Below are 23,009 nucleotides of genomic sequence, written 5' to 3' on the forward strand. Positions count from 1 at the left end.
TCCCTGCCTTCACGCTAGTCGCTGGTCAGCTCACCCGCCCACGGAGGGTCGGCGCCGGCCCGCGACACCGTGATCGCGGCCGCACGGGCGGCGAACGCGGCCGCCGCGCGCCAGTCGTCGTCGGTCAGACGACGGACGGCGTCGACGCCGAGCGCGTCGTGGCGGTCGAGCCAGTGCAGCAGCGCACCGACCGTCGTGTCGCCCGCGCCGATCGTGTCGACGGCGTCGACCGGGGGCGCCGGGACGGCGACCGTCCCGGACGCCGTCGACACCGCGATCCCGTCGGGTCCCCGTGTCGAGATCACCGCCGCCACACCGGCGTCGAGCCAGTCCTGCGGGTGCGAGCCGTGTGGACCCTGTGCGAGCCACTCGGCGTCGTCGTCGGAGACCTTCACGACGTCGACGGTGCGCACCCACTCGGTGAACCGGCGTCGGTAGCCGTCCGCGTCGTCGATGACGGCGCTGCGGATGTTCGGGTCGAGCATGACCAGGCGCCCACGGTCGTGGTGTTCGGCCATCATCTGCGCGTACACCGACGCGCCGGGCTCGAGCACCAGCGACAACGTGCCGAAGGCCAGTGCCCCCACCGACTCCGGCAGCGATCCGGGATCGGTCACCCGACGGTCGGCGGTTCCCTCGACGTAGAAGCTGTAGGCGGCGGACCCGTCGGCACCGATGGTGGCCAGCGCGAGAGACGTCGGCGCCGGGTCCCGCTGGACCAACGCGGTGTCGACACCGGCATCGCCCAGGGAGGCCATCAGCGCGTCGCCGAAGTGGTCGGTGGAGACGCGGGAGAAGAACGACACCGACGACCCCAGTCGGCCGAGGGCGATCGCGGCGTTGAACGGGCCGCCCCCGGGGGCCGGCTGCAGGGGCGCGAGCCCGCGCGCGTCGGAGTCACGGCCGCGCGCGTCGAGGACCAGGTCGACCAGGGACTCGCCGCAGACGACGATCCGGCTCACGCGGACGCACCCGTCCGGCTCATGCCGCCGAGTCCCGGTGTCGCAGACCCCACTCCCCCGACCAGGTCTGCCCGGGCTCGAGGACGATGAGGTCGTCGCCGGAGGCCAACGCGTTCGGCGGCGCGGTCATCGGTTCGACCGCGACCGCCCGACCCCGGCCCGGGAAGCCCTGGTCGTGGTCGGGATCGGCGGTGAACACCTGCGCCCACCGGAACCCCGTGTCGGTCCACAGTTCGGTCGCGCGGCCGTCGGGGTCGGTGAGGGTGGTGACGTGTCGACCGTCGGTGTCGGCGAAGTCGGTGAAGGGGGTGTCGAGCCATACGCCGGCGAGCGCCCGTCCAGAGCGGAAGTCACCATCGGTGTCGTCGACCGGGACCGGATCACCCTGCGGCAGCTGTCGTTCCGGGTCCAGCGGCAGTGTCTTCGCGGCGGACAGCGTGAGCGTGCAGTCGTCGACCGGCGCGTCGCCGGCGCGGACGAACGTGTGGAACCCCAGGGCGAAGGGAGCGCGAACGTCGCCGCTGTTGGTCACCGTGCTGGTGACCGTCAGCCCGGTGGCCGCGTCCACCGTGTAGTCGACCACCAGGGTGAGGTCGAAGGGCCAACCGGGATGCCGCCCGATGGGCACACCGAGGGTGACCGAACGCTCGGTGGCGTCGTACAGCGACCACTCGACGGTGCGGACGAACCCGTGGTTGGCGTTGTTGCGGTCCTTCTCGGTGATGTCCAGGTGGTGCTCGACACCGTCGAAGACGAATCGGCCGTCGGCGGTGCGGTTCGGCCACGGCGCGAGGACCAGACCTGCGGACAGCGGCGGCTTCTCGTCGGGACGCACGGGCGGCGACTCGGTGAGCAGTCGGCCCGCGTGGCGGACCTCGCGCAGACCGGCGCCCTGCGAGACCACCACGGCCGAGTAGTCACCGGCGGAGACAGCGAACTCACCCACGGTCCGAGTCTGGCACACCGGAACGGTCCGTCGGCCCGGACTCGGGGGTCGTACGGTGAGGCGGTGCGCGAGACACCGGCCGGCCACGACGCACTGCTGCTCGACTTCGCCGACGACGAGATCCCCTGGCGTCGCGCCCTGCACGCCGGACGGACACTGCGGGCGGCGGTCGAGGACGGTCGACTGCCCCACGTCGTCGACGTGATCCCGACCGCGCAAGCCGTGCTCGTGCAGTCCCGGCCCGGCGGCGGCATCGACCGGCTCGGCGTCCATCGGGTGTTGCGCGCCGCGGGGGACCCGTCGACCGAGGTGGACGCGCTCGACCCCGAGCCCGTCGAGATCCGGGTCGTCTACGACGGTGACGACCTCGACGCCGTCGCCGACCGTCTCGGCACCGATGTGACCGGGGTCGTCGCCGCACACACCGGGATCCTCTGGCGCGTGCAGTTCATGGGCTTCGCACCGGGTTTCGGCTACCTCGTGCCCGACGAACCCCCGGACGACCCCGTCGTCGAGAGGCTGTGCTCGGTGCCCCGGCGCGCGGAGTCGCGGACGACGGTCCCGGTCGGCGCGGTCGCCGTGGCCGCGGGCCACTCGGCGGTGTATCCCCGGTCGTCACCCGGGGGATGGAACCTGCTGGGGCGCACCGACGCCGCGCTCTGGGACCTCGACCGCGACCCTCCCGCACTGCTCGAGCCCGGTCGTCGGGTGCGGTTCACGGCGTCATGAGCGCCCTCGTCGTCGCCGACCCCGGCCCCTTCACCACCGTCCAGGACCTCGGCCGCCGTGGCTACGCACATCTCGGCGTGACCCAGTCGGGTGCGGCGGACCGCGGGTCCGCCGCGACCGCGAACCGGTTGGTGGGCAACCACTCCCGCGCCGCGGTGCTGGAGGTGACGGTCGGTGGCCTGCGAGCCGTCGCGGAGGGGACCCTCACCGTCGCGGTCACCGGAGCGCGGTGCCCCGTCACCGTTGCCGGCACGCCGGTCGGCCACGCGTCGACGGTCGTCGTCCCCGACGGGGCTCTGATCGAGGTGGGCACGGCCGTGTCCGGCCTGCGCGCCTACCTCGCGGTGCGTGGCGGCATCGAGGTCCCGCCGGTGCTCGGTTCGCGCTCCACGGACACCTTGTCGGGGATCGGTCCCGACGTGGTGGCCGCGGGCGCGCGACTGCCGATCGGCACCGACACCGTCGGGTGGCCGAGCGAGACCATGGCGTTCGGGGACATCGGATCCGACGACGACGAGGTCGTCGTGCTGCGCTCTGTTCGCGGGCCCCGCGACGACGCCCTTCTCGATCCCGCGGCGCCGACGATCGGCGACTGGCTCGTCGATCACCGCAGCGATCGTGTCGGGGTGCGACTCGAGCGGGACCCGGACCGTCGCGACCCGCCGCTCGAACTGCGGCCCGGCCGCGACGAGGTGCCGTCGGAGGGCGTGGCCCTCGGTTCTGTTCAGGTCCCGCCGAGCGGGCAACCGGTGCTGTTCCTCGCCGACCACCCCGTCACCGGCGGCTACCCGGTGGTCGCCGTGCTCACCGCCGACTCCACCGACCGCGCCGCCCAGCTCGTCCCCGGACAACGGGTGCGCCTGCGTACCTGACCCGGGACAGCACCACCGTTGACCGAGGTTTGAGACGAGAATACGATTTCGTCTCATGACGTCGTCCCCACCGGCCACCGATGTCGCGTCCTTCGGTCCGCACTCCGCGAGCTGGCGGTTCTTCGGCGGCTGGCACGGCATGCTCATGGGTCTGTGGTCGGGGTCGATGCAGAACATGCACCCCAAGCTCGGCGAGGCGGTGTGGGTGCACTCCGACTTCTTCGGCGAGCGGTGGCAGCGCCTCATGCGATCGCTGTACCCGATCATCGGCGTCGTGTTCGACCCCGCCGGCGAGTCGGGCCGGGTGGAGACCGGACACGAGATCCGCGACTACCACCGCGACATCAAGGGCACGATGCCCGACGGATCGCGCTACCACGCCCTCGACCCGGACGTCTTCTATTGGGCGCACGCCACGTTCTGGTACGGCGCGGTGCGGTGCGCCGAGTACTTCGGCCCGCCGATCACCGAGGCCGACAAGCGGGCGATGTTCGCCGAGTCGAGTGCCTGGTACGCCCGGTACGGCGTCAGCATGCGGCCGTGCCCCGAGACCTACGAGGACTTCCTCGCCTACTGGGACCACATGTGCCGGGAGGTGCTGAAGGATCACCCCGCCGTCCGCACGGTCCTCGACATCTCCGAACTGCCCCCGCCCCCGTTCCTGGCGTGGATGCCGGCCCCCGTGTGGCGACAGCTCGCGAAGCCGGTGGGTCGCGGATTCCTGTGGATCACCACCGGTCTCTACGACGAGCCGGTGCGCGCCATGCTCGGACTCGAGTGGTCGTCGCGGGACGAGAAACTCCTGCGGTTCCTGGGCCGCTGGTTCGACCGCGGCTTCCGTCTGCTCCCCCACCGCCTGCGTCTGCACCCGCGCGCCCGCGACGGATGGGACAGGGCCACAGGACGTCTCGCGCCCGACGCCCCCGTGATCGAGACACCCGCACGCAACCTCCCGCCGCGCAGCGAGTGGGGATCGTCGATGCACTACTGCCCCGTGACCGCCGCCCGTCGGGCCGATCTGCCGTGGGAGCGCGCCGTCGAAAAGTGAGGTAAGGGTTGCCTTTTGGCGACGATGTCCGATTTCGAAGGGTTGCCTGACCTTGCTGGTGGAGTGTCCGGAACTTCCCTATCGTTCCGGTCAGACACGCGGTTCGACGATCCGCATCGCGTCGTCGACAGCCCGATCGACAGCGAGATCACGGAGGTTCACATGGCCACTCTCGAGATGCCCCACGTCAGCGAGTGCAGTGTCAGCAGCTGCTCCTACAACCACGACGGCTGCCACGCCTTCGCCATCAACGTCGGCGGCACCAACGGCACCGCCGACTGCGGAACCTTCATCCCCCTGTCCGTCAAGGGTGGCCTCGACGTCGTCTCGCCGCAGGTCGGCGCCTGCCAGCGGTCGGACTGCCAGTACAACTCGAACCTCGAGTGCACGGCTGCCGCGGTCCGCATCGGCGCCGGCGAGAGCTCCGACACCGCGAACTGTCTCACCTACAGCAAGGCCTGACGACACCTCGCACCCGATCGACGAGAACGCCCCGCCCCATCGGCGGGGCGTTCTGTCGTCGGCAGCAGGTCTGCACCCGCCGGACGGCCGAGACCGATCGATCTCTGCACCCCGTCCTGCGGACTATGCTCGCGCACGTAGTCGACGGACAGGGAAGCGCGTGATGGCACGACGGGGCGAGACACGAAGACGGATGGTGCACAGCGCCATCGGGCTGATGCAGCGGCGCGGTGCCGCCGCCGTCACCGTCGACGCAGTCCTCGCCGACAGCGGCGCCCCGCGCGGGTCGGTCTATCACCACTTCCCCGGCGGCCGTGACGAGATCGTGGCCGCGGCCCTGCAGGCGTCCGGCGATGTGATCGGCGCGATGCTGACATCCCCGGGCCACCGCGCCCCTGCCGAACTGCTCGACCTGTTCGTCGACTTCTGGACCCGCCAACTCCTCGACAGCGACTTCACCGCGGGGTGCCCGGTCGTCGGGGCCGCGGTCAGCGGGCCCGAGGTCGACCCGCACCTCGCCGAACTGGTCGCGGACATCTTCGCGACCTGGCACCGCACCCTCGCGGCGGCATTGACCGAGAGCGGGGTCGACGAGACCCGCTCCCGGACGCTGGCCTCGACCGCCATCGCAGCGGTCGAGGGTGCGTTGCTGCTGTCGCGGTCGCAGCGATCGATGGATCCCCTGCACGACGTGGCGGGCGAACTCCGCACCCTCCTCGAGGCGGCCATTCGCTCCTGAGCCCCGTCAGCCGGGCCGGTGTCGCGAGCTTCTCTCAGGCCCGGGCCGGCCACCAGATGCGGTTGCCGATTGCGGCCATCGCCGCCGGCACCAGGACGGTCCGCACGACGGCGACGTCGAGGATGAGGCCGACGCCGACCGTGAAGCCGATCTGCAGCAGGTTGATGACGGTCGCGCTCATCAGCGCGAACATGGTGACCGCGAATACGACGCCGGCGGTGGTGATCACGCCACCCGTCGTTCCGAACCCACGGATCACGCCGCCGATCATCCCGTGACGCGCGTGTTCGCGGATGCGGGATGCGAACAACATGCTGTAGTCGGCACCGACCGCGACGAGCGCCATGAACGACACCGGGATCACCGACCAGTCGAGGTCGACACCGAGAAGGTGCTGCCAGAACAGGATGCTCACGCCGACGGTGGCCCCGAACGACAGCAGCACTGCCGCGACGAGCAGAACCGGCGCGAGCAGACTGCGCAGCAACAGGATCAGGATCGCGAGGACAGCCAGCACCGCGACAGCGGCATACAGGGCGAAGTCGCGCTGCACCTGCCTGTTCATGTCCGCCGACAGTGATGTCAGGCCTGTCGACGACACCGCCGCGTGCTCGAGCACGGTGCCGCGTGCACCGGCGCGGGCGGCATCGACGATCGTGCCGACCTCCGACAGCGCGCGATGGCCGTAGGGGTTCGTCGATCGGATCACCAGCATCCGCGCCGACCGGCCGTCGGGGGACATGAGCAGTCGCGTCCCCGCGACGAAGCGAGGGTCCGACAACGCCTGCGGCGGCAGGTAGAACCCGGCACCTGCACCCGACCGTGTCGCGTCGGACATGGTGGTGAGATAGTCGCCGGCCCGGCGCAGTCCGGCGGTGAGCTCGGCCGTGAGCGTGACGGTCTGGTCGGTGCCGGCTTTGGCCTGGCGGAGTCCATCGGCGAGGCTGTCGAGCCCTGTCGACAGCCGCGAGACACCATCGGTCAGGTCGCCCAGCTGCGCCCTCAGCTCCGCAGGCGACCGTCCGTCGAGACGGTCGAGCAGAGTCTGCAGCTGCGACAGTCCGGTCCGCAGTTCGGGGAGCAGGGCATGTGCCCGCGCGACCGCGGCCGACGGCGCCGACGCCGCCGAGGTCGCCCCGCGCAGAGCCTGTCCCGCTCGCCCGCCGGTCGCCCGGTCGACGGCCAGGAAGGCGGCGCGGGCCGCGGCGCAGGCAGGGTCGCGAGCGCAATCCGGGCCGTTCGCACCCGCCAGCATCGGACCGAACACCGATCGCAGTCCGTCGGCCGCAGCGGCGGAACGTCGCGCATCGTCGTCGATGTCGGTGAGCAGCGCCGACACCGTGTCCGCGAGCGCGGCCAGCGTCCGCACGCTCGACGGGAGGGTCATGGTCCCATCGGAGGCGATCGCGATGATCCGTTCCGCGGTGCCCACCGCGGAGAGGACGCCGTCGGCGAGCGAGACGACCTCGTCGGTCCCCGCGACCAGCCGCGGCATCTGCCGGGCCGCCTCGTCGGCCCCGTCGCGCAGCGCGGTCACGCCGGTCGCGAGCCGCTGCAGTTCGGGGGTGGCCGCCTCGACGCGACGATGCGCGTCGGTGAGCTGTCCGCCGACGGCCCCCGTCGAGAACCCCGTTGCCGACTCGGCCAGGGGGCGCCCGTCCGGCCGCGTGATGGACCGGACGTACGCGATCCCCGGCGCCTTCGACACCGACATCGCCATGAGCTCCAGGGCCGCGAGATCGGTCGTGTTCCGCATGTCGTGATCACCCCGCACCAGCAGGTACTCGGGGACCACCTCGTTGACACCCCAGCGCTCGCGGACCAGGTCGTAGCCACGCGTCGAGTCACTGCCGTAGATCTGCACCGACGACTCGTCGTAGCTGACGCGGAAGGTGGGGATGACCGCGGCGAGCGCCAGCAGCACCACCATGGCGGCCACCGCCAGTGCGCCGGACCGACGCACGACGCCCGCCCCGACACGGCGCCACCGGCGCTCGGTCGACGCGCGCGGCTCCAGGTGTCCGCGCCGCGCGGCCACGGACATCAGTGCCGGGGTCAGGGTGAGGCACACAGCCATCGTGACCAGGACTCCGAGCGCCGTCGGCGGGCCGGAGGTGCGGAACATCCCCACCTGGGTGAACGCCATGGCGCCGGCCGCGGCGGCGATGGTCGCGGCCGACGCCACGACGATGGCCGACGTCCGGCCCGTCGCCTCCGCCACCGAACCGTCCGGGGATCGACCCCGTCGGCGGGCATCGTGGTGGCCGGCGATGAGGAAGATCGCGTAATCCGTTCCGGCACCGAGGATCAGGGCGGTCATGATCGCGATCGAGAAATTCGAGACCCCGACCACGTCGTGGAGACCCAGGAGCGACACGATCGGGCGTGCCACCCCGAGCGCGACGCCGATCGTGATGAGCGGGACGAGCGCGGTGATCACCGACCGGTAGGCGACCACCAGCAGCAGGGTGATGAGCAGGACCGACACCGCGGTGATGATCAGCAGCGACAGGTCGATCGAGCTGAACAGGTCGGCCAGGGTCGGCGACGGCCCGGTGTAGTGCACCCGGAGACCGTCTGGGCGCGGTATGTCGTCGACGAGGGCGCGGATCGCCACGGTGCTGTGATGCGCCCGTGTGCTGCCGACGTCGCCCTCGGCCGCGACCGTGAGGTGCACGGCCTTGCCGTCGGGACTGCGCGCCGCTGAGCGGGTCGCGGGGTTCCCGTCCATGTCGAGGACGTAGGCGACGTTCTCGTGGTCGGCGGTGAGCCGGTCCACGAGCGTGCGATACCACCGCTCGTCGGCCGCATCGAGACCGCCGTCGTCCGCAGCCACGATGCTCCCGAGCGCGGTCGACGCGGGCGAACCGAAGTCGCGCGACATCGCCCGCAGGGCGTCCTGGGAGGGCATGTCCGACGGCAAGAACGGCGCCGACCGCTGGGCAACCGTCGACTCCAGTTGCGGCACGGCGACATTCAACCCGGCGGCGAGGACGACCCAGAACGCGATGACCCACCACCGACGTCGCGCCATCTCCTCGCCGATCCGCGCGAACCGGGCACTCCGTCCGTGCGCCATGCGTCCCCTCCCGATCAACCACCGCGTGTTTATTATGGTGTGACGCATAGTAACGTTTACATGACAGGAGTCCAGTGATGGCGAACACACCCACGACGCTGCGCCGGGTGATGCGATGGTGGCCGCCCTACCTCGGGGCCGGCGTCCGTGTGGTCGAGGCCGACCCGGCGGGCCGGCATCTCACCGTCGAGCACCGCGTCACGCGGTGGACACGCAACGCGTTCGGCACCGCGTTCGGCGGGACGATGGCATCGATGACCGACCCGTTCTTCTGCCTCCTGATCGCCCACCGACTGGGATCCGGCTACAGGGTGTGGGACACACAGGGACACATTGTGTTCCGCACTCCGGGACACGGTCGGTTGCGCGCGACGTTCGTCGTCACCGACGAGGACCTCGCGCAGATCCGCGAGGCCACCGATGAGGGACAGAAGCATCTGCGGTGGTTCCGCACCGCGATCGTCGACGAGTCGGGAACCGTGGTCGCGGATGTCTCCCGCGAGGTCTACGTCCGACGGGCGCGGGTCACCACGTCCGAGCAGGCACCTCACGAGGAGTCCCCGACGCGTGCGGACCGACCGACCGGCGGGACGGTCCGAGGGTGAGCAGCGCGAAGACGACCGCGGCGACCACGCCGACCACGGCGAGGATCGGGTGCCCGGTGTACGCGGCCCACAGCAGCGGTCCGACCAGTCCGACGACGGCGGTCCCGACCGCGGCGACCGGCCCCCACCCGCGCTCCCGCGAGGACGTCGGGACCAGGATGAGCAGCGCGCCGACCATGAACAGGGACCCGATAACGTCGCTGGGCCGGTGCGCCCCGACCTCCATGAGCCCCTGGCCGACGACGGTGACCCACATCGCGCCGACGACGGCCATGATCGGGGCGAGCGGTCGCGGCGCCGCGCGGATCGCCGCGGCCACACACCCCGCCGCCGCGGCGGTGTGCCCGCTGGGGAAGGTGTTGTAGGCGGCCCGGACGATGTCGATGAGTTCGGGCCGGGGCAGGATGACCGTCCGGAGAGCCCGGGCGACCACGACGCCGACGACAGGCAGCACCAGCAGCGGGATGATGCTCGCGCGCCGGCGGGACAGCAGCCCCAGCCCGATCACCACGACACCCGCGACCACCCACAGCCGGGGGTCGGTGACGCGTTCGAAACCGATGCGGTGCAGCAGCTCTCGCCACGAGCTCGCGCCGAACATCTCCTCGTAGAGCCGCTGGTCGGCGGACTGCCCGCGTCGGGTCCAGACGGCGACCAGATAGACCGCGGCCATCCCGGCGAGCAACACGATGCTCCCGGTGACGCGCGCGGCCATCTCCTTCATCGACGCAACGGTACCGGCGTGGTCAGTGGGTCACGCGGTAGCGCACGAAGGCGGGCACGGCCAGCGCGGCGACCATCGTGAACACCACGACGAGGATGCCGCCGCCCGCCGTGGTGACGGCCACACCCGCGACGGCGGCGACACCTCCGTGGGCGACGTCGGCGATCCGTGGCCCGCCCGCGACGACCACCGTGAACACACCCTGCAGACGCCCGCGGACGTCGTCGCTCGCGGCCGACTGCAGCATCGACTGTCGGAACGCCGCCGACGCCATGTCGGCCGCACCACCGACCATGAGCAGCGCGATGACGATCGGCAGGACGGGCAGAGCCGACCCGCCGGCGAACGCGACCGCGACGCCCGCCCCGGCGATCGCCAGACCCCACACGACGATGCACACGATCACCGCGAGTCCCTGCCGCTGCACGCGGGACACCCAGCCGGAGAACACACCTCCGACGACGGCACCCGCACCGATGGCCGCGAACAGCAGCGCGAACGCGAGGCCGCCGTCCTCGGGACCCCCGAAGTTCTCATGCGCCATCTGCGGGAACAGCGCACGCGGCATGCCGAAGACCATCGCGATGAGGTCGACGACGAACGACATGAGCAGCACCTTGTGACCGCGCAGGTAGACGAAACCGTCGATGACCGAGCGCAACCCGGCCACGCGCGGCGTCGACGCGTCCCGGTCGGGCCTGAGCGACGGCAACGCGATGACGGCCCACAGCGTCGCGAACAGGAAGATGGTGTCGATGAGGTAGAGCGTCGAGTAGCCCAGTTGCGGGATGAGGGCACCGCCCACGACGGGCCCGACGATGGCGCCGGCCTGCATGACGGTCATGTTCAGCGAGTTGGCGGCGGGCAGGTCGACGATCGGCACGATCTTCGGCAGGATCGCCGACTTCGTCGGTTGGTTGACCGCGAAGAACGCCTGCTGCACGGCGAACAGCGACAGGATCACCCAGACGTTGTCCAGCCCGACGGCCGCCTGCAGCCAGAACAGCGCGCTGCAGCCGATCAGGCCCAGGGTGGTGATGATGAGCAGGATCCGGCGGTCGACGACGTCGGCGACGGCGCCGCCCCAGAGGCCGAACACCACCAGCGGGACGAGACCGAACAGCCCGGCGAGCCCGACATAGGCAGAACTGCCGGTGACGGAGTAGATCTGGGCGGGGACGGCGACGACGGTCAGCTGCGCGCCGATGACCGTGACGATGTTGGCCGACCACAGTCGGCGGAACTGCGGACTGCGCAGCGGCGCGGTGTCGGCGAGGAGGCGCGCCATCAGGGCTGCAGGCGCGCGACGGTCCACCCGTCGTCGGTCCGCGTGGCCCGCACCCGGTTGTGCAGACGGTTGGCGCGACCCTGCCAGAACTCCACTGTCGTCGGCCTGATGCGGAACCCACCCCACCCGTCGGGCAGCGGGACCGGGCCGTCGTCGTCGGAGGCGCCGAACCGCCGCTCGACTTCGTCGGCGCGATCCCGCAGCGCCTCCCGTGAGGCGATGGGTCGGGACTGGTCGGAGGCGACGGCCCCCAGCCGCGAGCCACGCGGGCGGCTCTCCCAGTAGGCGAGCGTCTCGTCCCGGTCGACGCGGACGACCGGTCCTCGCACGTGGACCTGCCGCTCCATCGCGATCCACGGGAACGTCGCCGATGCGACGGGCCGCCGCTCGAGGTCGCGTCCCTTGTCGGACCCGAAGTTGGTGTAGAACACCACGCCCCGCGCGTCGACACCCTTGCAGAGAACCGTCCGCGTCGACGGCGCGCCGTCGGTGTCGACGGTCGCGACGACCATCGCGTTGGGCTCGGGCACGCGGGCCTCCACGGCCTCGGCGAGCCACCGCTCGAACAAGTCGAGCCAGATGGGGTCGCCGGTCAGCCAGTCGGGTTCCAGATCGTCGTCACCGCCGGGTTTGTACCCGACACGCATCGCCGAGACGTCCACCGAATCGCCATCCACGTGCCCCGACGCTACTCCGGCGTGCCGTGGCGCTCGCCGCGAGAGGCGGTCTGTTAGGCGTGCGGCATCGGTGGGTATGCGTGATCCATGACCACGATCACCGACACCCCCTCCGCCGACGCCGTCCGCACCGCGCTCCCCCGCGTGTTGGGGGCCGTCACCGCCGCCTACAGCGCAGCGTTGCTCGTCCGGCCCCGACTGCTCGCGAAGCCGTGTGGCTTCGCCGCCACCGACGAGGTGCCGCGGTCGGTCGCCGTGCTCGTCCGTGGGATCGCCGTCCGCGACCTCGCGAGCGGTGCCGCGATGGTCGCCGCGCCGCAGGGCGAGCCGCTGCGGGCCGGCATCGCGGTGCGCGCCGCCGCCGACTTCGGCGACGCCATCGTGTTCGGGACCGGCCTCACCCGACAGCGCGCCCCCAAGATCGCCGGTTTCGCGGCGGTGTGGGGGGCGCTGTGCGCGGCGAGCGGGGTCGTCGCCCGCACCTGAGGGTGATCGCCCGCTCCGTCACGGTCTCGCCACGCCGGCCCGAGTTCGCCCGCGACAGGCTGCGGGCGAACCCGGGATCCGGTGGCGAATTGACTCAGCCCCCGACCACCACGTGCTCGTCGGGGACGCAGTGCGTCATCGTGAGACCGGTGACGTCACGGGGTCCGTTGGCGCCCAGGTTCGCCTGACGCTTCTCCTCTTCGTCGGAGAGTGTCTGCGACGGCAGCGGCTCGAGGTCGCGGACGGCGTCGGCGGAGATGCCCAGGCCCTCCCCGACGCGGCCCCCGAGCTCGTCGTCGGCCATGAGGAAGTGCCACACCATCCGCTGCTGCACCTCGGGCACGGCCTCACCGATGTTGGCGACGAGGTTCGCGACGAGGTCGTCCTTCTCCCACTCCTCCATCAGCTGATAGCGCTCACCGGCCTGCTGGTAGTCGTTGGTGAGCGGGATTCGTGCGCGCGTCACCCGTCCGGTGATCTGCGAGCCGATCTCGTCGGGTGACGCGGCCTGCGCCTCGCGCAGTCCGCCGGTGACCGACGGCTCGTAGTTGACGTGAGGATTGGCCCCGGCGTCGTCGACGCCGTACATCATCGGCCCGCCCTGCTGATTCGTGCGGACCGGCGCCTTGGGCTGGTTCACGGGCAGCTGCAGGTAGTTCGGTCCGACGCGGTAGCGCTGGGTGTCGGAGTAGGAGAACGTGCGGCCGACGAGCATCTTGTCGTCGGAGAACTCGAGCCCGTCGACGAGGACGCCGGTGCCGAACGCGATCTGCTCGTTCTCGGCGAAGTGGTGGGCGACGTTCGACGTCAACGTCATCCGACCGACCAGCTGCGGCGGGAAGTCGTTCTCCGGCCACACCTTGGTGTCGTCGAGGGGGTCGAAGTCGAGCTCGGGGTGTTCCTCGTCGGACATGATCTGCACCAGCAGATCCCACTCCGGGAACTCGCCGGCCTCGATGCGGTCGTAGAGGTCCTTGCTCGCGTGGCCCAGGTCGTTCGCCTGGATCGCGGCCGCGTCGGCCTCGGTGAGACTCGCGACGCCGACGGTCGGCATCCAGTGGTACTTGACGAGATGGGTCTCCCCGTCGGCGTTCACGCGATAGGTGTTCACCCCGAAGCCCTGCATGGTCCGGTAGTTCGCGGGGATCCCCCTGGGCGAGAACAGGTTGACGAGCATGTGCGTCGCCTCGGGCGTCTGCGACATGAAGTCGAAGATGCGGGCCGGCTCCTGGCGGAACGTCACCGGGTCGGGCTTGAGGGCGTGGATGACGTCGGGGAACTTGATGGCGTCGCGAATGAAGAAGACGCCCAGGTTGTTCCCGACGAGATCCCAGTTCCCGTCCTCGGTGTAGAACTTCACCGCGAAACCGCGGGGGTCGCGCGCGGCCTCCGACGAGTCCCGGCCACCGATCACCGTCGAGAAGCGGATGGCCAGGTCGGTGCGCTTGCCGGCCTCGGAGAAGAGCTTCGCGCGGGTGTACCGCTCGATGGGCTCGTCGCCCAGCTTCCCGGTCGCCTCGAAGTGCCCGTAGGCGACCGCGCCCCGCGCGTGCACCACGCGTTCCGGGATGCGCTCGCGGTCGAAATGACTGATCTTCTCGAGGAAGTGGTAGTTCTCCAGCGTCGCGGGACCACGGGCGCCGACGGTGCGCTGGTTCTGGTTGTCGGCGACAGGATGGCCCTGGCGCGTGGTGAGGACCTCACGGTCGTCGTCGGGGGCGGGTCCCTGGGCAGCGGTGTCGGTCATGGGCCTTCCTCGGGTCGAGTGCAGATGGCACGCGGATGCCCATCGACCCGGGGACTCAACCGTGGTGCATCGCCGGAGCACTACAGTCCAGGTGACAGCGTGAGATCTCCCGGAGGAGTCACCACCATGGCAGGTACCGCAGAGACGCCGACCAGGTCAGCGGGGGTCCCCGACGACTTCGTCCCCGGCCTCGAGGGCGTCACCGCCTTCACCACCGAGATCGCCGAACCGGACAAGGCGGGCGGCAACCTGCGCTACCGCGGTGTCGACATCGAGGACCTCGTCGAGAACCACGTGACGTTCTCGGACGTGTGGGCGCTGCTCGTCGACGGCCGGTTCGGCGACGGCCTGCCACCGGCCGAGCCGTTCCCGCTACCGGTGCACACCGGCGACGTCCGCGTCGACGTGCAGGCCGCGCTGGCCATGCTCGCGCCGATCTGGGGGTACCGCCCGCTGCTCGACATCGACGACGCGACCGCCCGCGACAACCTCGCCCGCGCGTCGGTGATGGCGCTGTCCTACGTCGCGCAGTCCGCCCGCGGGATCCACCAGCCCGCGGTGCCGCAGGCCGAGATCGACGGCTGCGACACCGTCACCGCCCGCTTCATGACGCGGTGGAAGGGCGACCCGGACCCGAAGCACATCCGCGCGATCGACGCCTACTGGGTGAGCGCCGCCGAGCACGGCCTCAACGCGTCGACGTTCACCGCCCGCGTCATCGCATCGACCGGTGCCGACGTCGCGGCCTCGCTGTCGGGGGCGATCGGCGCGATGTCGGGACCGCTGCACGGTGGCGCCCCGGCGCGCGTGCTGCCGATGATCGAGGAGGTCGAGCGGACCGGCGACGCCCGCGGCCTGGTCAAGGGCATCCTCGACCGCAAGGAGAAGCTGATGGGCTTCGGGCACCGGGTGTACCGGGCCGAGGACCCGCGCGCCCGCGTCCTGCGCCGCACCGCCCAGGAGTTGGGTGTCCCCCGCTTCGAGGTCGCCTCCGCGTTGGAGCAGGCCGCCCTCACCGAGCTGCGCGAACGTCGACCCGACCGCGCGATCGAGACCAACGTCGAGTTCTGGGCCGCGGTCATCCTCGACTTCGCCGAGGTGCCGCCGCACATGATGCCCGCGATGTTCACCTGCGGCCGGACGGCCGGCTGGTGCGCGCACATCCTGGAGCAGAAGCGTCTGGCCAAGCTCGTGCGGCCCGCCGCGCTGTACGTCGGCCCCGGCCCGCGTCGCCCCGAGGACGTCGTCGGCTGGGAGTCGGTCACCACGCACTGATCGCGCCGACCGGCCGGTCTGAGGCGTCGGCCCGCCCACTACGATCGACCACATGAGCGACACGACGACGGCGCCGATCCCCATCCCCGCCGATCTCCTGCCCGCCGACGGCCGATTCGGTTGCGGCCCGTCCAAGGTCCGCCCCGAGCAGCTGCAGTCGCTGGTCGACACCGGCGCATCCGTGTTCGGCACGAGCCACCGCCAGAAGCCGGTGAAGAACGTGGTCGGGCGCATCCGGGCCGGTCTCGCCGAGCTGTTCTCGCTGCCCGAGGGCTACGAGGTGGTCCTCTCCAACGGCGGCACCACCGCCTTCTGGGACGCCGCCGCGCTGGGTCTCGTCGAGAAGAAGTCGCTGCACCTCACCTACGGCGAGTTCTCGTCGAAGTTCGCCTCGGTGACGAAGAAGGCCCCCTTCCTCGACGACCCGACCGTGATCTCGACCGACCCGGGCACCGCGCCGGACCCCGCGGCCATCACCGCCGAGCAGGCCGCCGACGTCGACCTCATCGGCTGGGCCCACAACGAGACCTCGACCGGCGTGGCCGTCCCGGTCTCGCGGCCCGCGACCGCCGGTGACGCGCTCATCGCCATCGACGCCACGTCCGGCGCCGGCGGCCTCCCGGTGGACGTCGCCGACACCGACGCCTACTACTTCGCCCCGCAGAAGTGCTTCGCCTCCGACGGCGGCATCTGGGTCGCGCTGCTCAGCCCCGCGGCCCTCGATCGCATCGCGCGGATCGGCGCCACGGACCGCTGGGTGCCCGAGTTCCTGTCGCTGCCGACCGCCGTCGACAACAGCGGCAAGGACCAGACCTACAACACCCCCGCCGTTGGTTCGCTGCTGCTGTTCGCGAACCAGGTCGAGTGGATGCTCGCCCAGGGCGGCCTCGACTGGTGCGTGCAGCGCACCGCCGACAGCAGCTCGCGCCTGTACGACTGGGCCGAGAAGAGCGAGTTCGCACGGCCGTTCGTCACCGATCCGGCGCTGCGCAGCCAGGTCGTCGGGACCATCGACTTCGACGACTCCGTCGACGCCGCGGCGGTGGCGAAGACGCTGCGCGCCAACGGTGTCGTCGACACCGAGCCCTACCGGAAGCTCGGTCGCAACCAGCTCCGCATCGGCATGTTCCCGGCCATCGAGCCCGACGACGTCACCGCGCTCACGCAGTGCATCGACCACGTCGTGGCCGCTCTCTGAGCAGTCGGCACACCCGTATCGGACCTGCGTGTCGGGGCCCTGCGGGGTGGTCGCTGCACTAGAGTCGGATGAACCCCGAACTCTGGTGGTGAGGAGGGCAGATGCGCGAACTGCGTGTCATCGGCGTCGACGCCGAGAGTGGTTCGGTGATCTGCCGCGACCCCGTCTCCGGTGAGGAGTTCACCGTTCCCGCCGACGATCGCCTCCGTGCGGCGCTCCGTGGCGACATCTCGCGGATCGGGCAGATCGAGATCGAGATGGAGAGCGCGCTGCGTCCGCGCGAGATCCAGGCGCGCATCCGTGCCGGCGCCTCGGTCGCCCAGGTGGCCGCCGCCGCCGGCGTATCCGTCGACAAGATCGACCGCTTCGCACACCCGGTGCTGCTGGAACGGTCGCGCGCTGCCGAACTCGCGGCGTCGTCGCACCCGATCCGTCTCGACGGTCCCGCTCTGTCCACCCTCGGCGAGGTCGTCGCCGCGGCACTCGGTGCCCGCGGACACGACCCCGACAACACCGAGTGGGACGCCTGGAAAGGCGACGACGGCCGCTGGGTGGTCGCCGTGTCGTGGCGCGTCGGTCGGTCGGAGAACCGGGCGCACTGGCGCTACCTGCCCGGGTCGAGCGGGGGCACCACGGAGCCGCTCGACGAGACCGCCGACGAACTGACCGACGCGGACCTCACGCGACCGCTGAGCGGATCCGGGTCGGTCGTCTCCCTGGCGACTCCGCCGACCGCACGTCCGTCCGGCCGGCCGACACCCGTCTCCGGCGAGGTCACCCTGCCCGCGGACGACGTCATCCACGCGCAGCGGTCCCGGTCGCGACACACCGACGACGAGACGGTGTTCGAGGACCCGTCACCCGAGATCGCCGCCGCTGCAACCGATCTCACGCCGGCGCGTCGGAACGACTCGATCGAGGACCTCGAGGCCGCCGACTTCGACCCCGACGACGTCCCCACCCGTCGTACCGCGGAGGCCGACGCGCCCACCGACACAACGGACGACGAGTCCGAGAGTGCGACCCCCGCCGCCCCGGCACCTGCCCGCAGGCCGCGGAAGGCCTCCCGGAAGCCGTCGGTCCCCGCGTGGGAAGATGTGCTCCTCGGGGTGCGCAGCAACGGCAGCCAGTAGGACACGACCGGAAGGGTTGGTGTGGGAGCAAACGCGGGGATGCTCTGGTTCGTCGACAGCGACGACCCGATCGCCGATCTGCAGTTCGGTGTCCGCAACGATCCCGACGCCGCCGCACGCCTCGCGCAGACCGTCGTCGGCGACTCCGTCCTGATAGCCCGCGGTGAGACAACCCTGGATCGCGCGGCCACGACGGACGACGAGGTCTCCGTCGGTGTGTTCGGTCGGATCGCGGTGGTCGTCGGCGCCCCCGTCGCGACCGACTTCCCGTCGCAGCTGCCCGATTCCGTCATCGGGGCGCGACCGGCGAAGGTCGTGCACCTCGTCGTGACCGATCTCCAACGATCCTTCGGCGCGTTCGCGTCGTGGGAGAACGGCACTCTCCGACGGTCGTTCGCGTCGAACCCGGTCGACATCTCCGAGAACATCGGACTGCCCTACGTCTTCGAGCGGGAGTTCTGGGCCGGCGAGCGACCCCTGCGCTACAGCGAGGGCGCCATGCCCGATCCGCAGGCGCTGCCGTTCCACCCCACCGAGTTCGCCGACCACGCGTCGACACTCTGGGTGGGCCTGCGTCTCACGCCGCCGTTCGGCCCCGACGTCATCTCCCCCGAGGCGATCCCGGTGTCGCGCTTCGCGATCCGTCCGCCGGGCCATCAGCCGACCGCCGACGATCTCCGTGAGCCCCGTCGTCCGGAGCCACAGACCGCCCCGCCGCAGGACAGCGAACCCGAGGCCGGCGGTGACGACGACGTCTCGGCGCCGACGAAGGTCGCGCGCTGGTTCGGTTTCGGACGTCGCTGACGGGCGGGACATCCCGGGCGGCGCCGGCGGCGTCCTGCGCGCGCCGGCACCGGCCGGAGATCGCCGAGTTCGCCACACCCCACGAGTTCTGCGGCGAGATCAGCAGTGGCTCGATTATACGTTCGGTGCGCTAACTATCGTCAAGCGTGGGTCTGCTCACCGCACCGCGGCCAGTGCGGTCGCGATCACCAGCCCGACCACCAGACCGATCAGCGCACCGGACCCGATCCAGCGCAGCACCGGCCGACGCCGCCACACCCAGGCCGACGGTCCCAGGCCCCCGCAGACCACGACGACGGCGAGGACACCGAGGATCCTGCCCGCCTCGGCCACCACGCTGTAGACGCCGGCGACCACCCCGGCGACCACGACCGCGCACACGGCGGCCAACGTGATGCCCGGTCCCCACGGGGTGGGCTCTGCGGCGGTCATCTGCCCATTCTCGCGCCGGACCGCCGTCCCGGGGACGCGACGTGCCGGTCGGCTACCGTCGAGTCCATGACCACCGCCGTCGTCGTCGGTTCCGGCCCCAACGGCCTGGCCGCCGCCGTCCACCTCGCCCGGTCCGGGGTGTCGGTGACGGTGCTCGAAGCCGCGAACACCATCGGCGGCGGCACCCGGTCCGGTGAACTGACCCTGCCGGGCCTGATCCACGACCACTGTTCGGGGTTCCACCCGCTCGGCGTGGGCTCACCGTTCCTCGCCGGCCTCGATCTGGAGCGATACGGCCTGCACTGGGACCACGCCCCGATCGACTGCGCCCATCCCCTCGACGACGGGACGGCTGCGCTGCTCCACCGGTCGATCGACACGACGGCCGACGGCCTGGGACGCGACGGCGCCCGGTGGCGCGCCCTCGTCGGACCCCTGGCCTCCCGCTTCGACGACCTCGCGTCCGAGGTGATGCGCCCGATCGCTCATGTGCCGAGGCATCTTCTCGCGCTGGCGACGCTCGGCCCGCGTGCCCTCCCACCGGCGTCGGTGACGATGCGACTGTTCGGCACACCGCAGGGACGCGCCGCATTTGCCGGCTCCGCCGCCCACGCCTACACGCGCCTGGACCGACCGCTGACGTCGGCGGTCGGGCTGATGCTCGCCGCCTCCGGGCACCGGTTCGGGTGGCCGGTCGCGCGGGGTGGATCCGCCTCGATCACCAACGCGCTCGCCGCGATGCTCACCGATCTCGGCGGGACCGTCGAGACCGGATGTCACGTGCGGTCCGCGGCGGAGATCCCCCGCGCCGACGTCGTCCTCCTCGACACCTCACCGGGCGTCGCCGTCGACATCTACGGTGACGCCATCCCCCACCGCATCCGCAAGGCCTACACACGGTTTCGTCGCGCGCCCGGTGCGTTCAAGGTGGACTACGCCGTCGAGGGTCCCGTGCCGTGGGCGGCCGAGGGGGTGGCCTCGGCGGGGACCGTCCACGTCTGCGGCGACGCCGACGAGGTGGTCGAGGCCGAACGCCAGGTGTCTGCGGGCGTCATGCCGTCGCGGCCGTTCCTCATCGTCGGGCAGCAGTACGTCGCCGACCCGACGCGCTCGGCCGACGGCCTGAACCCGCTGTACGCCTACGCCCATGTGCCGCACGGGTTCACCGGCGACGCGACCGAGACGATCACGGCGCAGATCGAGCGGTTCGCACCGGGCTTCCGCGACCGGATCCGCGCGACCACCGTGACGACGACGACCGAGTTCGCGCAGTCGAATCCGAACCTCGCCGGGGGCGACGTGATCGGTGGCTCGAACGGCGGGCTGCAGGTACTGCTGCGGCCGCGTCCCGCGATCGACCCGTACGCCACCGGCGTCGACGGCGCGTACCTGTGCTCGGCCTCGACGCCGCCCGGCGCCGGGGCACACGGGATGTGCGGCTACAACGCGGCCGAGTCCGCGCTCCGGCACCTCCGCCGCTGACCGGGAGACCTCACCGGGCGGCGCGGGCGTAGAACGCGATGGCCGCGGCGGTCGCGACGTTGAGGGAGTCGGTTCCGCGGGCCATCGGGATCCGGGCGCGGACGTCGCCCGCCCGCATGGCGGTCTCGGACAGTCCGGGGCCCTCGGCGCCCACCATGAACGCGACGCGGTCGGCGTCGACGGCGTCGGCGAGCGCGACCGCGTCGGGATCCGGGGTCAGCGACACGACCGTGAAACCGTTGTCCCGCAACGCATGCAGATCGCCGGGCCAGTCGTCGGCGGGCGCGAACGGCACGAGGAGAGCGTGTCCCATCGACACACGGACAGCGCGGCGATAGAGCGGGTCAGCACATCCGCGTCCGAAGACGACGGCGTCGACGCCGAGTCCGGCGGCGTTGCGGAAGATGCTGCCGATGTTCTCGTGGTCGTTGACGCCCTCGAGGACCGCGATCGTGCGGGCGTCGGCGACGACGGCGTCGAGGGACAGACGCTCGGGGCGTCGTGCGACGCCCAGCACGCCACGGTTCAGGTGGAACCCGACGATGTCGGCCATCACCTCCGCCGACGCCCGATAGAAGGGGACCCCGTCGACGGACGCGTCGGTGAGGTCGTCGGCGAGTTCGGCTCGACGCTTCTCGACGCCCAGGAAGGCGTGCGGCGCGAACCGCGACGCGATCATCCGCTGCACCACCAGCACACCCTCGGCGACGACGAGTCCGCGTCCCGGTCGGCCACCGGGGAGCACCGGCAGGTCGGGACGGCGGTCGACGGAGTTCAGGTCACGGAAATCGTCGACCCGCGGGTCGTCGGGATCGGCGATGTCGATGACGTCGACGGGCATCACGCCAGTCTGCCGGATGTGCTCCGACCGCCCACCCGATGGTTCCGGCTGCCCAACGAACGGTCCCTGCTGCCCAACAAATGGCGTACCCCCGTTCGTCGGGCGGCTGGAACCGTCTGTTGGGCGGTTGGAACCGTCTGTTGGGCGGTAGGAGCACTTCAGTGGGCGGTCGCGTCGGCCTTCTGCGTGTCGTCGTCGATCCGGGTCTGCTCCCGCCACGCCAGCACCCCGGCCGTCAGAGCGAGCGCCGACACCACGCAGGCGAAGACGATGCCGGCCGTCTTCACCCCGACAGCCCGCGACAGCAGGCCCTCGGCGACGACGGGGATGCTGATCGCGATGTAGGTGATGACGAAGTAGGCCGACGTCGTGGCGGCCTTGCGGTCGGCCGGTGCGCCGGTCGCGATCCCCGACAGCCCCCGGGCGAACGCGACGCCCTGACCGAACCCACCGACCAGACCGGCGGCCGCCAGCAGTTCCCAGTGCCCGGCGAGCAGCGTCGCGACCAGCAGCGCCATGCCGGCGATCATCATCGTGATCGCGACGATCTCGGACACGCGGTCGTCGAGCGCGCGACCCGCGATCTGACCTGCCAACGAGCCGCCCATCACCGCGGCGACGAGCAGCGCCTGGCCGATCACCGAGTCGACGCCGGCGAAGCGCGACGCGATCGTCGGCGCGAGGGCGGTGAACAGGCCCATCACGGCGAAGCCCGCGAACCCCAGGATGGCCGCGCGCACGAAGAACGCCCGGATCTCCGCCGGGACGGTCAGCGGCATCAACCCGAGCTTCTCGTCGCGGTGGCGACCGCGGGTCTCGGGGACCGCGACGATGATCAGCGCCGCCACGACCATGAGCCCCAGGTGCACCCAGTACGTGGTCCGCAACGGGCTCGGCGCCCAGGTGACCAGCAGCGACGCGAGGATCGGGCCGAGGCCCAAACCACCGATGGTCGCCAGACTCGCGAGCAACGGCGCCCGCGCGGACAGACGCCCCTGCGCCATCTCGATGATCGCGACCGACGCGGTGCCGACGAACACGCCGGCCGACAACCCGGACACGACGCGCGCGACCAGGAGCACCGCGGTGTCGTCGGCGAGGAGGAACACGACGTCGCTGGCCGCGGCGAAGAACACCCCCAGGGCAAGCACGGGCCGACGCCCGAGGACGTCGGACCACGTGCCGAACGCGATGAGCGCCGCGAGGACGCCGACCGCGTACATGGCGTACACCACGGTCACGGTGAGCAGGGAGAACCCGAACTCGCGCTCGTAGTCGGCGTAGAGCGGGGTCGGCATCGTCGTGCCGACCATCACGGTCGCCAGCACGATCATCAGGCCGACGGTCTGCGGCGCCCGGCTCCCGCTGCCCGTCGTCGGAGCGGCGGAGGTGGTGGCTGAGGACATGGGATGTACAAGCCCATCGGGGCGTCCGACCATTCCGCGTGGTCAGCAGCGGTACCGGGACGTCTTCGTCACAC

The 23,009-nt window shown here is 71.4% G+C and carries 22 protein-coding genes; 12 read left to right on the top strand and 10 right to left on the bottom strand.

Translation table 11 applies throughout. The features are described from left to right. Positions 1-14: 14 nt before the first annotated feature. The gene (locus LX12_RS10365) at positions 15-962 is read right to left on the bottom strand and encodes a PfkB family carbohydrate kinase (RefSeq protein WP_253654446.1); all 948 of its coding nucleotides are present in this window, start codon (positions 960-962) and stop codon (positions 15-17) included. Positions 963-981: 19 nt separating this feature from the next. Continuing rightward, positions 982-1,908 (bottom strand): aldose 1-epimerase family protein, encoded by a 927-nt coding sequence (locus tag LX12_RS10370; protein ID WP_253654447.1) that lies wholly within the window; start codon positions 1,906-1,908, stop codon positions 982-984. Between the two features lie 63 nt (positions 1,909-1,971). On the opposite strand from LX12_RS10370, the gene LX12_RS10375 reads away from it, so the two are divergent. From LX12_RS10375 to LX12_RS10395, 5 genes are all read left to right on the top strand, one after another. Beyond that, the gene (locus LX12_RS10375) at positions 1,972-2,637 is read left to right on the top strand and encodes a 5-oxoprolinase subunit B family protein (protein WP_253654448.1); all 666 of its coding nucleotides are present in this window, start codon (positions 1,972-1,974) and stop codon (positions 2,635-2,637) included. Beyond that, positions 2,634-3,509: a 5-oxoprolinase subunit C family protein gene (locus tag LX12_RS10380; RefSeq protein WP_253654449.1), complete on the top strand. Its 876-nt coding sequence runs from the start codon at positions 2,634-2,636 to the stop codon at positions 3,507-3,509. The genes LX12_RS10375 and LX12_RS10380 overlap by 4 nt, the downstream gene beginning before the upstream one ends. Positions 3,510-3,564: 55 nt before the next feature. After that, positions 3,565-4,557: an oxygenase MpaB family protein gene (locus tag LX12_RS10385; protein ID WP_253654450.1), complete on the top strand. Its 993-nt coding sequence runs from the start codon at positions 3,565-3,567 to the stop codon at positions 4,555-4,557. Positions 4,558-4,719: 162 nt separating this feature from the next. Continuing rightward, entirely contained in the window at positions 4,720-5,019 is a 300-nt protein-coding gene (locus tag LX12_RS10390; RefSeq protein ID WP_253654451.1) for a DUF1540 domain-containing protein, read from the top strand. 193 nt (positions 5,020-5,212) lie between these two features. Next, positions 5,213-5,758, top strand: coding sequence for a TetR/AcrR family transcriptional regulator (locus tag LX12_RS10395; RefSeq protein WP_253654452.1), 546 nt, complete (start codon positions 5,213-5,215; stop codon positions 5,756-5,758). A 34-nt stretch (positions 5,759-5,792) separates the two neighbouring features. Here LX12_RS10395 and LX12_RS10400 read toward each other — a convergent pair whose 3' ends face one another. After that, a complete protein-coding gene (locus LX12_RS10400) occupies positions 5,793-8,837 on the bottom strand; it encodes an MMPL family transporter (RefSeq protein WP_253654453.1) in 3,045 nt (1,014 codons plus the stop codon). Between the two features lie 77 nt (positions 8,838-8,914). On the opposite strand from LX12_RS10400, the gene LX12_RS10405 reads away from it, so the two are divergent. Beyond that, positions 8,915-9,442 carry a DUF4442 domain-containing protein gene (locus LX12_RS10405; RefSeq protein WP_253654454.1) on the top strand — a complete coding sequence of 176 codons (528 nt, stop codon included), beginning with the start codon at positions 8,915-8,917 and terminating at the stop codon, positions 9,440-9,442. On the opposite strand, the gene LX12_RS10410 is transcribed toward LX12_RS10405, so the two are convergent. Genes LX12_RS10410 through pdxH form a run of 3 tightly spaced genes read right to left on the bottom strand, consistent with a single transcriptional unit; the run spans position 9,363 to position 12,101 of the window. Beyond that, positions 9,363-10,166 carry a phosphatase PAP2 family protein gene (locus LX12_RS10410; protein ID WP_253654455.1) on the bottom strand — a complete coding sequence of 268 codons (804 nt, stop codon included), beginning with the start codon at positions 10,164-10,166 and terminating at the stop codon, positions 9,363-9,365. The genes LX12_RS10405 and LX12_RS10410 overlap by 80 nt on opposite strands. 22 nt (positions 10,167-10,188) lie before the next feature. Then, on the bottom strand, positions 10,189-11,454 hold the full coding sequence (locus LX12_RS10415) for an MFS transporter (RefSeq protein ID WP_253654456.1): 1,266 nt from the start codon (positions 11,452-11,454) through the stop codon (positions 10,189-10,191). Then, on the bottom strand, positions 11,454-12,101 hold the full coding sequence (gene pdxH, locus LX12_RS10420) for a pyridoxamine 5'-phosphate oxidase (protein ID WP_253654603.1): 648 nt from the start codon (positions 12,099-12,101) through the stop codon (positions 11,454-11,456). The genes LX12_RS10415 and pdxH overlap by 1 nt, the downstream gene beginning before the upstream one ends. 117 nt (positions 12,102-12,218) lie before the next feature. Here pdxH and LX12_RS10425 point away from each other — a divergent pair, with 117 nt between their 5' ends. Next, a complete protein-coding gene (locus tag LX12_RS10425) occupies positions 12,219-12,617 on the top strand; it encodes a hypothetical protein (RefSeq protein ID WP_253654457.1) in 399 nt (132 codons plus the stop codon). A 94-nt stretch (positions 12,618-12,711) separates the two neighbouring features. Here the strand turns inward: LX12_RS10425 and LX12_RS10430 are convergent, their stop codons facing one another. Continuing rightward, the gene (locus LX12_RS10430) at positions 12,712-14,364 is read right to left on the bottom strand and encodes a catalase (RefSeq protein ID WP_253654458.1); all 1,653 of its coding nucleotides are present in this window, start codon (positions 14,362-14,364) and stop codon (positions 12,712-12,714) included. A 126-nt stretch (positions 14,365-14,490) separates the two neighbouring features. Between LX12_RS10430 and LX12_RS10435 the strand changes: the two genes are divergently transcribed. The 4 genes from LX12_RS10435 (at position 14,491) to LX12_RS10450 (ending at position 18,774) form a co-directional block, all read left to right on the top strand. Next, entirely contained in the window at positions 14,491-15,639 is a 1,149-nt protein-coding gene (locus LX12_RS10435; RefSeq protein WP_253654459.1) for a citrate synthase 2, read from the top strand. A gap of 52 nt (positions 15,640-15,691) precedes the next feature. After that, positions 15,692-16,837: a phosphoserine transaminase gene (gene serC / locus LX12_RS10440; protein ID WP_253654460.1), complete on the top strand. Its 1,146-nt coding sequence runs from the start codon at positions 15,692-15,694 to the stop codon at positions 16,835-16,837. A gap of 101 nt (positions 16,838-16,938) precedes the next feature. Then, on the top strand, positions 16,939-17,970 hold the full coding sequence (gene sepH, locus LX12_RS10445; protein ID WP_253654461.1) for a septation protein SepH: 1,032 nt from the start codon (positions 16,939-16,941) through the stop codon (positions 17,968-17,970). A 21-nt stretch (positions 17,971-17,991) separates the two neighbouring features. Next, positions 17,992-18,774, top strand: a complete 783-nt coding sequence (locus tag LX12_RS10450) for a DUF6928 family protein (protein WP_253654462.1) — start codon at positions 17,992-17,994, stop codon at positions 18,772-18,774. 156 nt (positions 18,775-18,930) lie between these two features. Here the strand turns inward: LX12_RS10450 and LX12_RS10455 are convergent, their stop codons facing one another. Further along, positions 18,931-19,206 (bottom strand): DUF2537 domain-containing protein, encoded by a 276-nt coding sequence (locus LX12_RS10455; protein WP_253654463.1) that lies wholly within the window; start codon positions 19,204-19,206, stop codon positions 18,931-18,933. A 66-nt stretch (positions 19,207-19,272) separates the two neighbouring features. On the opposite strand from LX12_RS10455, the gene LX12_RS10460 reads away from it, so the two are divergent. Continuing rightward, the gene (locus tag LX12_RS10460) at positions 19,273-20,688 is read left to right on the top strand and encodes a phytoene desaturase family protein (RefSeq protein ID WP_253654464.1); all 1,416 of its coding nucleotides are present in this window, start codon (positions 19,273-19,275) and stop codon (positions 20,686-20,688) included. A gap of 10 nt (positions 20,689-20,698) precedes the next feature. Here the strand turns inward: LX12_RS10460 and LX12_RS10465 are convergent, their stop codons facing one another. Beyond that, positions 20,699-21,529 (bottom strand): TrmH family RNA methyltransferase, encoded by an 831-nt coding sequence (locus LX12_RS10465; RefSeq protein WP_253654465.1) that lies wholly within the window; start codon positions 21,527-21,529, stop codon positions 20,699-20,701. Positions 21,530-21,687: 158 nt separating this feature from the next. Continuing rightward, positions 21,688-22,935 (bottom strand): MFS transporter, encoded by a 1,248-nt coding sequence (locus LX12_RS10470; RefSeq protein WP_253654466.1) that lies wholly within the window; start codon positions 22,933-22,935, stop codon positions 21,688-21,690. Between the last annotated feature and the right edge of the window lie 74 nt (positions 22,936-23,009).

Source organism: Williamsia serinedens (assembly GCF_024171725.1).
GTDB classification, from domain to species: domain Bacteria; phylum Actinomycetota; class Actinomycetes; order Mycobacteriales; family Mycobacteriaceae; genus Williamsia_A; species Williamsia_A serinedens.

What these genes read in the sequence shown, in the direction of transcription:
- LX12_RS10380 (WP_253654449.1), top strand. Translation starts at nt 2,634, where the DNA reads ATGAGCGCCCTCGTCGTCGCCGACCCCGGCCCCTTCACCACCGTCCAG.
- LX12_RS10385 (WP_253654450.1), top strand. Translation starts at nt 3,565, where the DNA reads ATGACGTCGTCCCCACCGGCCACCGATGTCGCGTCCTTCGGTCCGCAC.
- LX12_RS10390 (WP_253654451.1), top strand. Translation starts at nt 4,720, where the DNA reads ATGGCCACTCTCGAGATGCCCCACGTCAGCGAGTGCAGTGTCAGCAGC.
- LX12_RS10395 (WP_253654452.1), top strand. Translation starts at nt 5,213, where the DNA reads ATGGTGCACAGCGCCATCGGGCTGATGCAGCGGCGCGGTGCCGCCGCC.
- LX12_RS10400 (WP_253654453.1), bottom strand. Translation starts at nt 8,837, where the DNA reads ATGGCGCACGGACGGAGTGCCCGGTTCGCGCGGATCGGCGAGGAGATG.
- LX12_RS10405 (WP_253654454.1), top strand. Translation starts at nt 8,915, where the DNA reads ATGGCGAACACACCCACGACGCTGCGCCGGGTGATGCGATGGTGGCCG.
- LX12_RS10410 (WP_253654455.1), bottom strand. Translation starts at nt 10,166, where the DNA reads ATGAAGGAGATGGCCGCGCGCGTCACCGGGAGCATCGTGTTGCTCGCC.
- LX12_RS10415 (WP_253654456.1), bottom strand. Translation starts at nt 11,454, where the DNA reads ATGGCGCGCCTCCTCGCCGACACCGCGCCGCTGCGCAGTCCGCAGTTC.
- pdxH (WP_253654603.1), bottom strand. Translation starts at nt 12,101, where the DNA reads ATGCGTGTCGGGTACAAACCCGGCGGTGACGACGATCTGGAACCCGAC.
- LX12_RS10425 (WP_253654457.1), top strand. Translation starts at nt 12,219, where the DNA reads ATGACCACGATCACCGACACCCCCTCCGCCGACGCCGTCCGCACCGCG.
- LX12_RS10430 (WP_253654458.1), bottom strand. Translation starts at nt 14,364, where the DNA reads ATGACCGACACCGCTGCCCAGGGACCCGCCCCCGACGACGACCGTGAG.
- LX12_RS10435 (WP_253654459.1), top strand. Translation starts at nt 14,491, where the DNA reads ATGGCAGGTACCGCAGAGACGCCGACCAGGTCAGCGGGGGTCCCCGAC.
- serC (WP_253654460.1), top strand. Translation starts at nt 15,692, where the DNA reads ATGAGCGACACGACGACGGCGCCGATCCCCATCCCCGCCGATCTCCTG.
- sepH (WP_253654461.1), top strand. Translation starts at nt 16,939, where the DNA reads ATGCGCGAACTGCGTGTCATCGGCGTCGACGCCGAGAGTGGTTCGGTG.
- LX12_RS10455 (WP_253654463.1), bottom strand. Translation starts at nt 19,206, where the DNA reads ATGACCGCCGCAGAGCCCACCCCGTGGGGACCGGGCATCACGTTGGCC.
- LX12_RS10460 (WP_253654464.1), top strand. Translation starts at nt 19,273, where the DNA reads ATGACCACCGCCGTCGTCGTCGGTTCCGGCCCCAACGGCCTGGCCGCC.
- LX12_RS10465 (WP_253654465.1), bottom strand. Translation starts at nt 21,529, where the DNA reads ATGCCCGTCGACGTCATCGACATCGCCGATCCCGACGACCCGCGGGTC.
- LX12_RS10470 (WP_253654466.1), bottom strand. Translation starts at nt 22,935, where the DNA reads ATGTCCTCAGCCACCACCTCCGCCGCTCCGACGACGGGCAGCGGGAGC.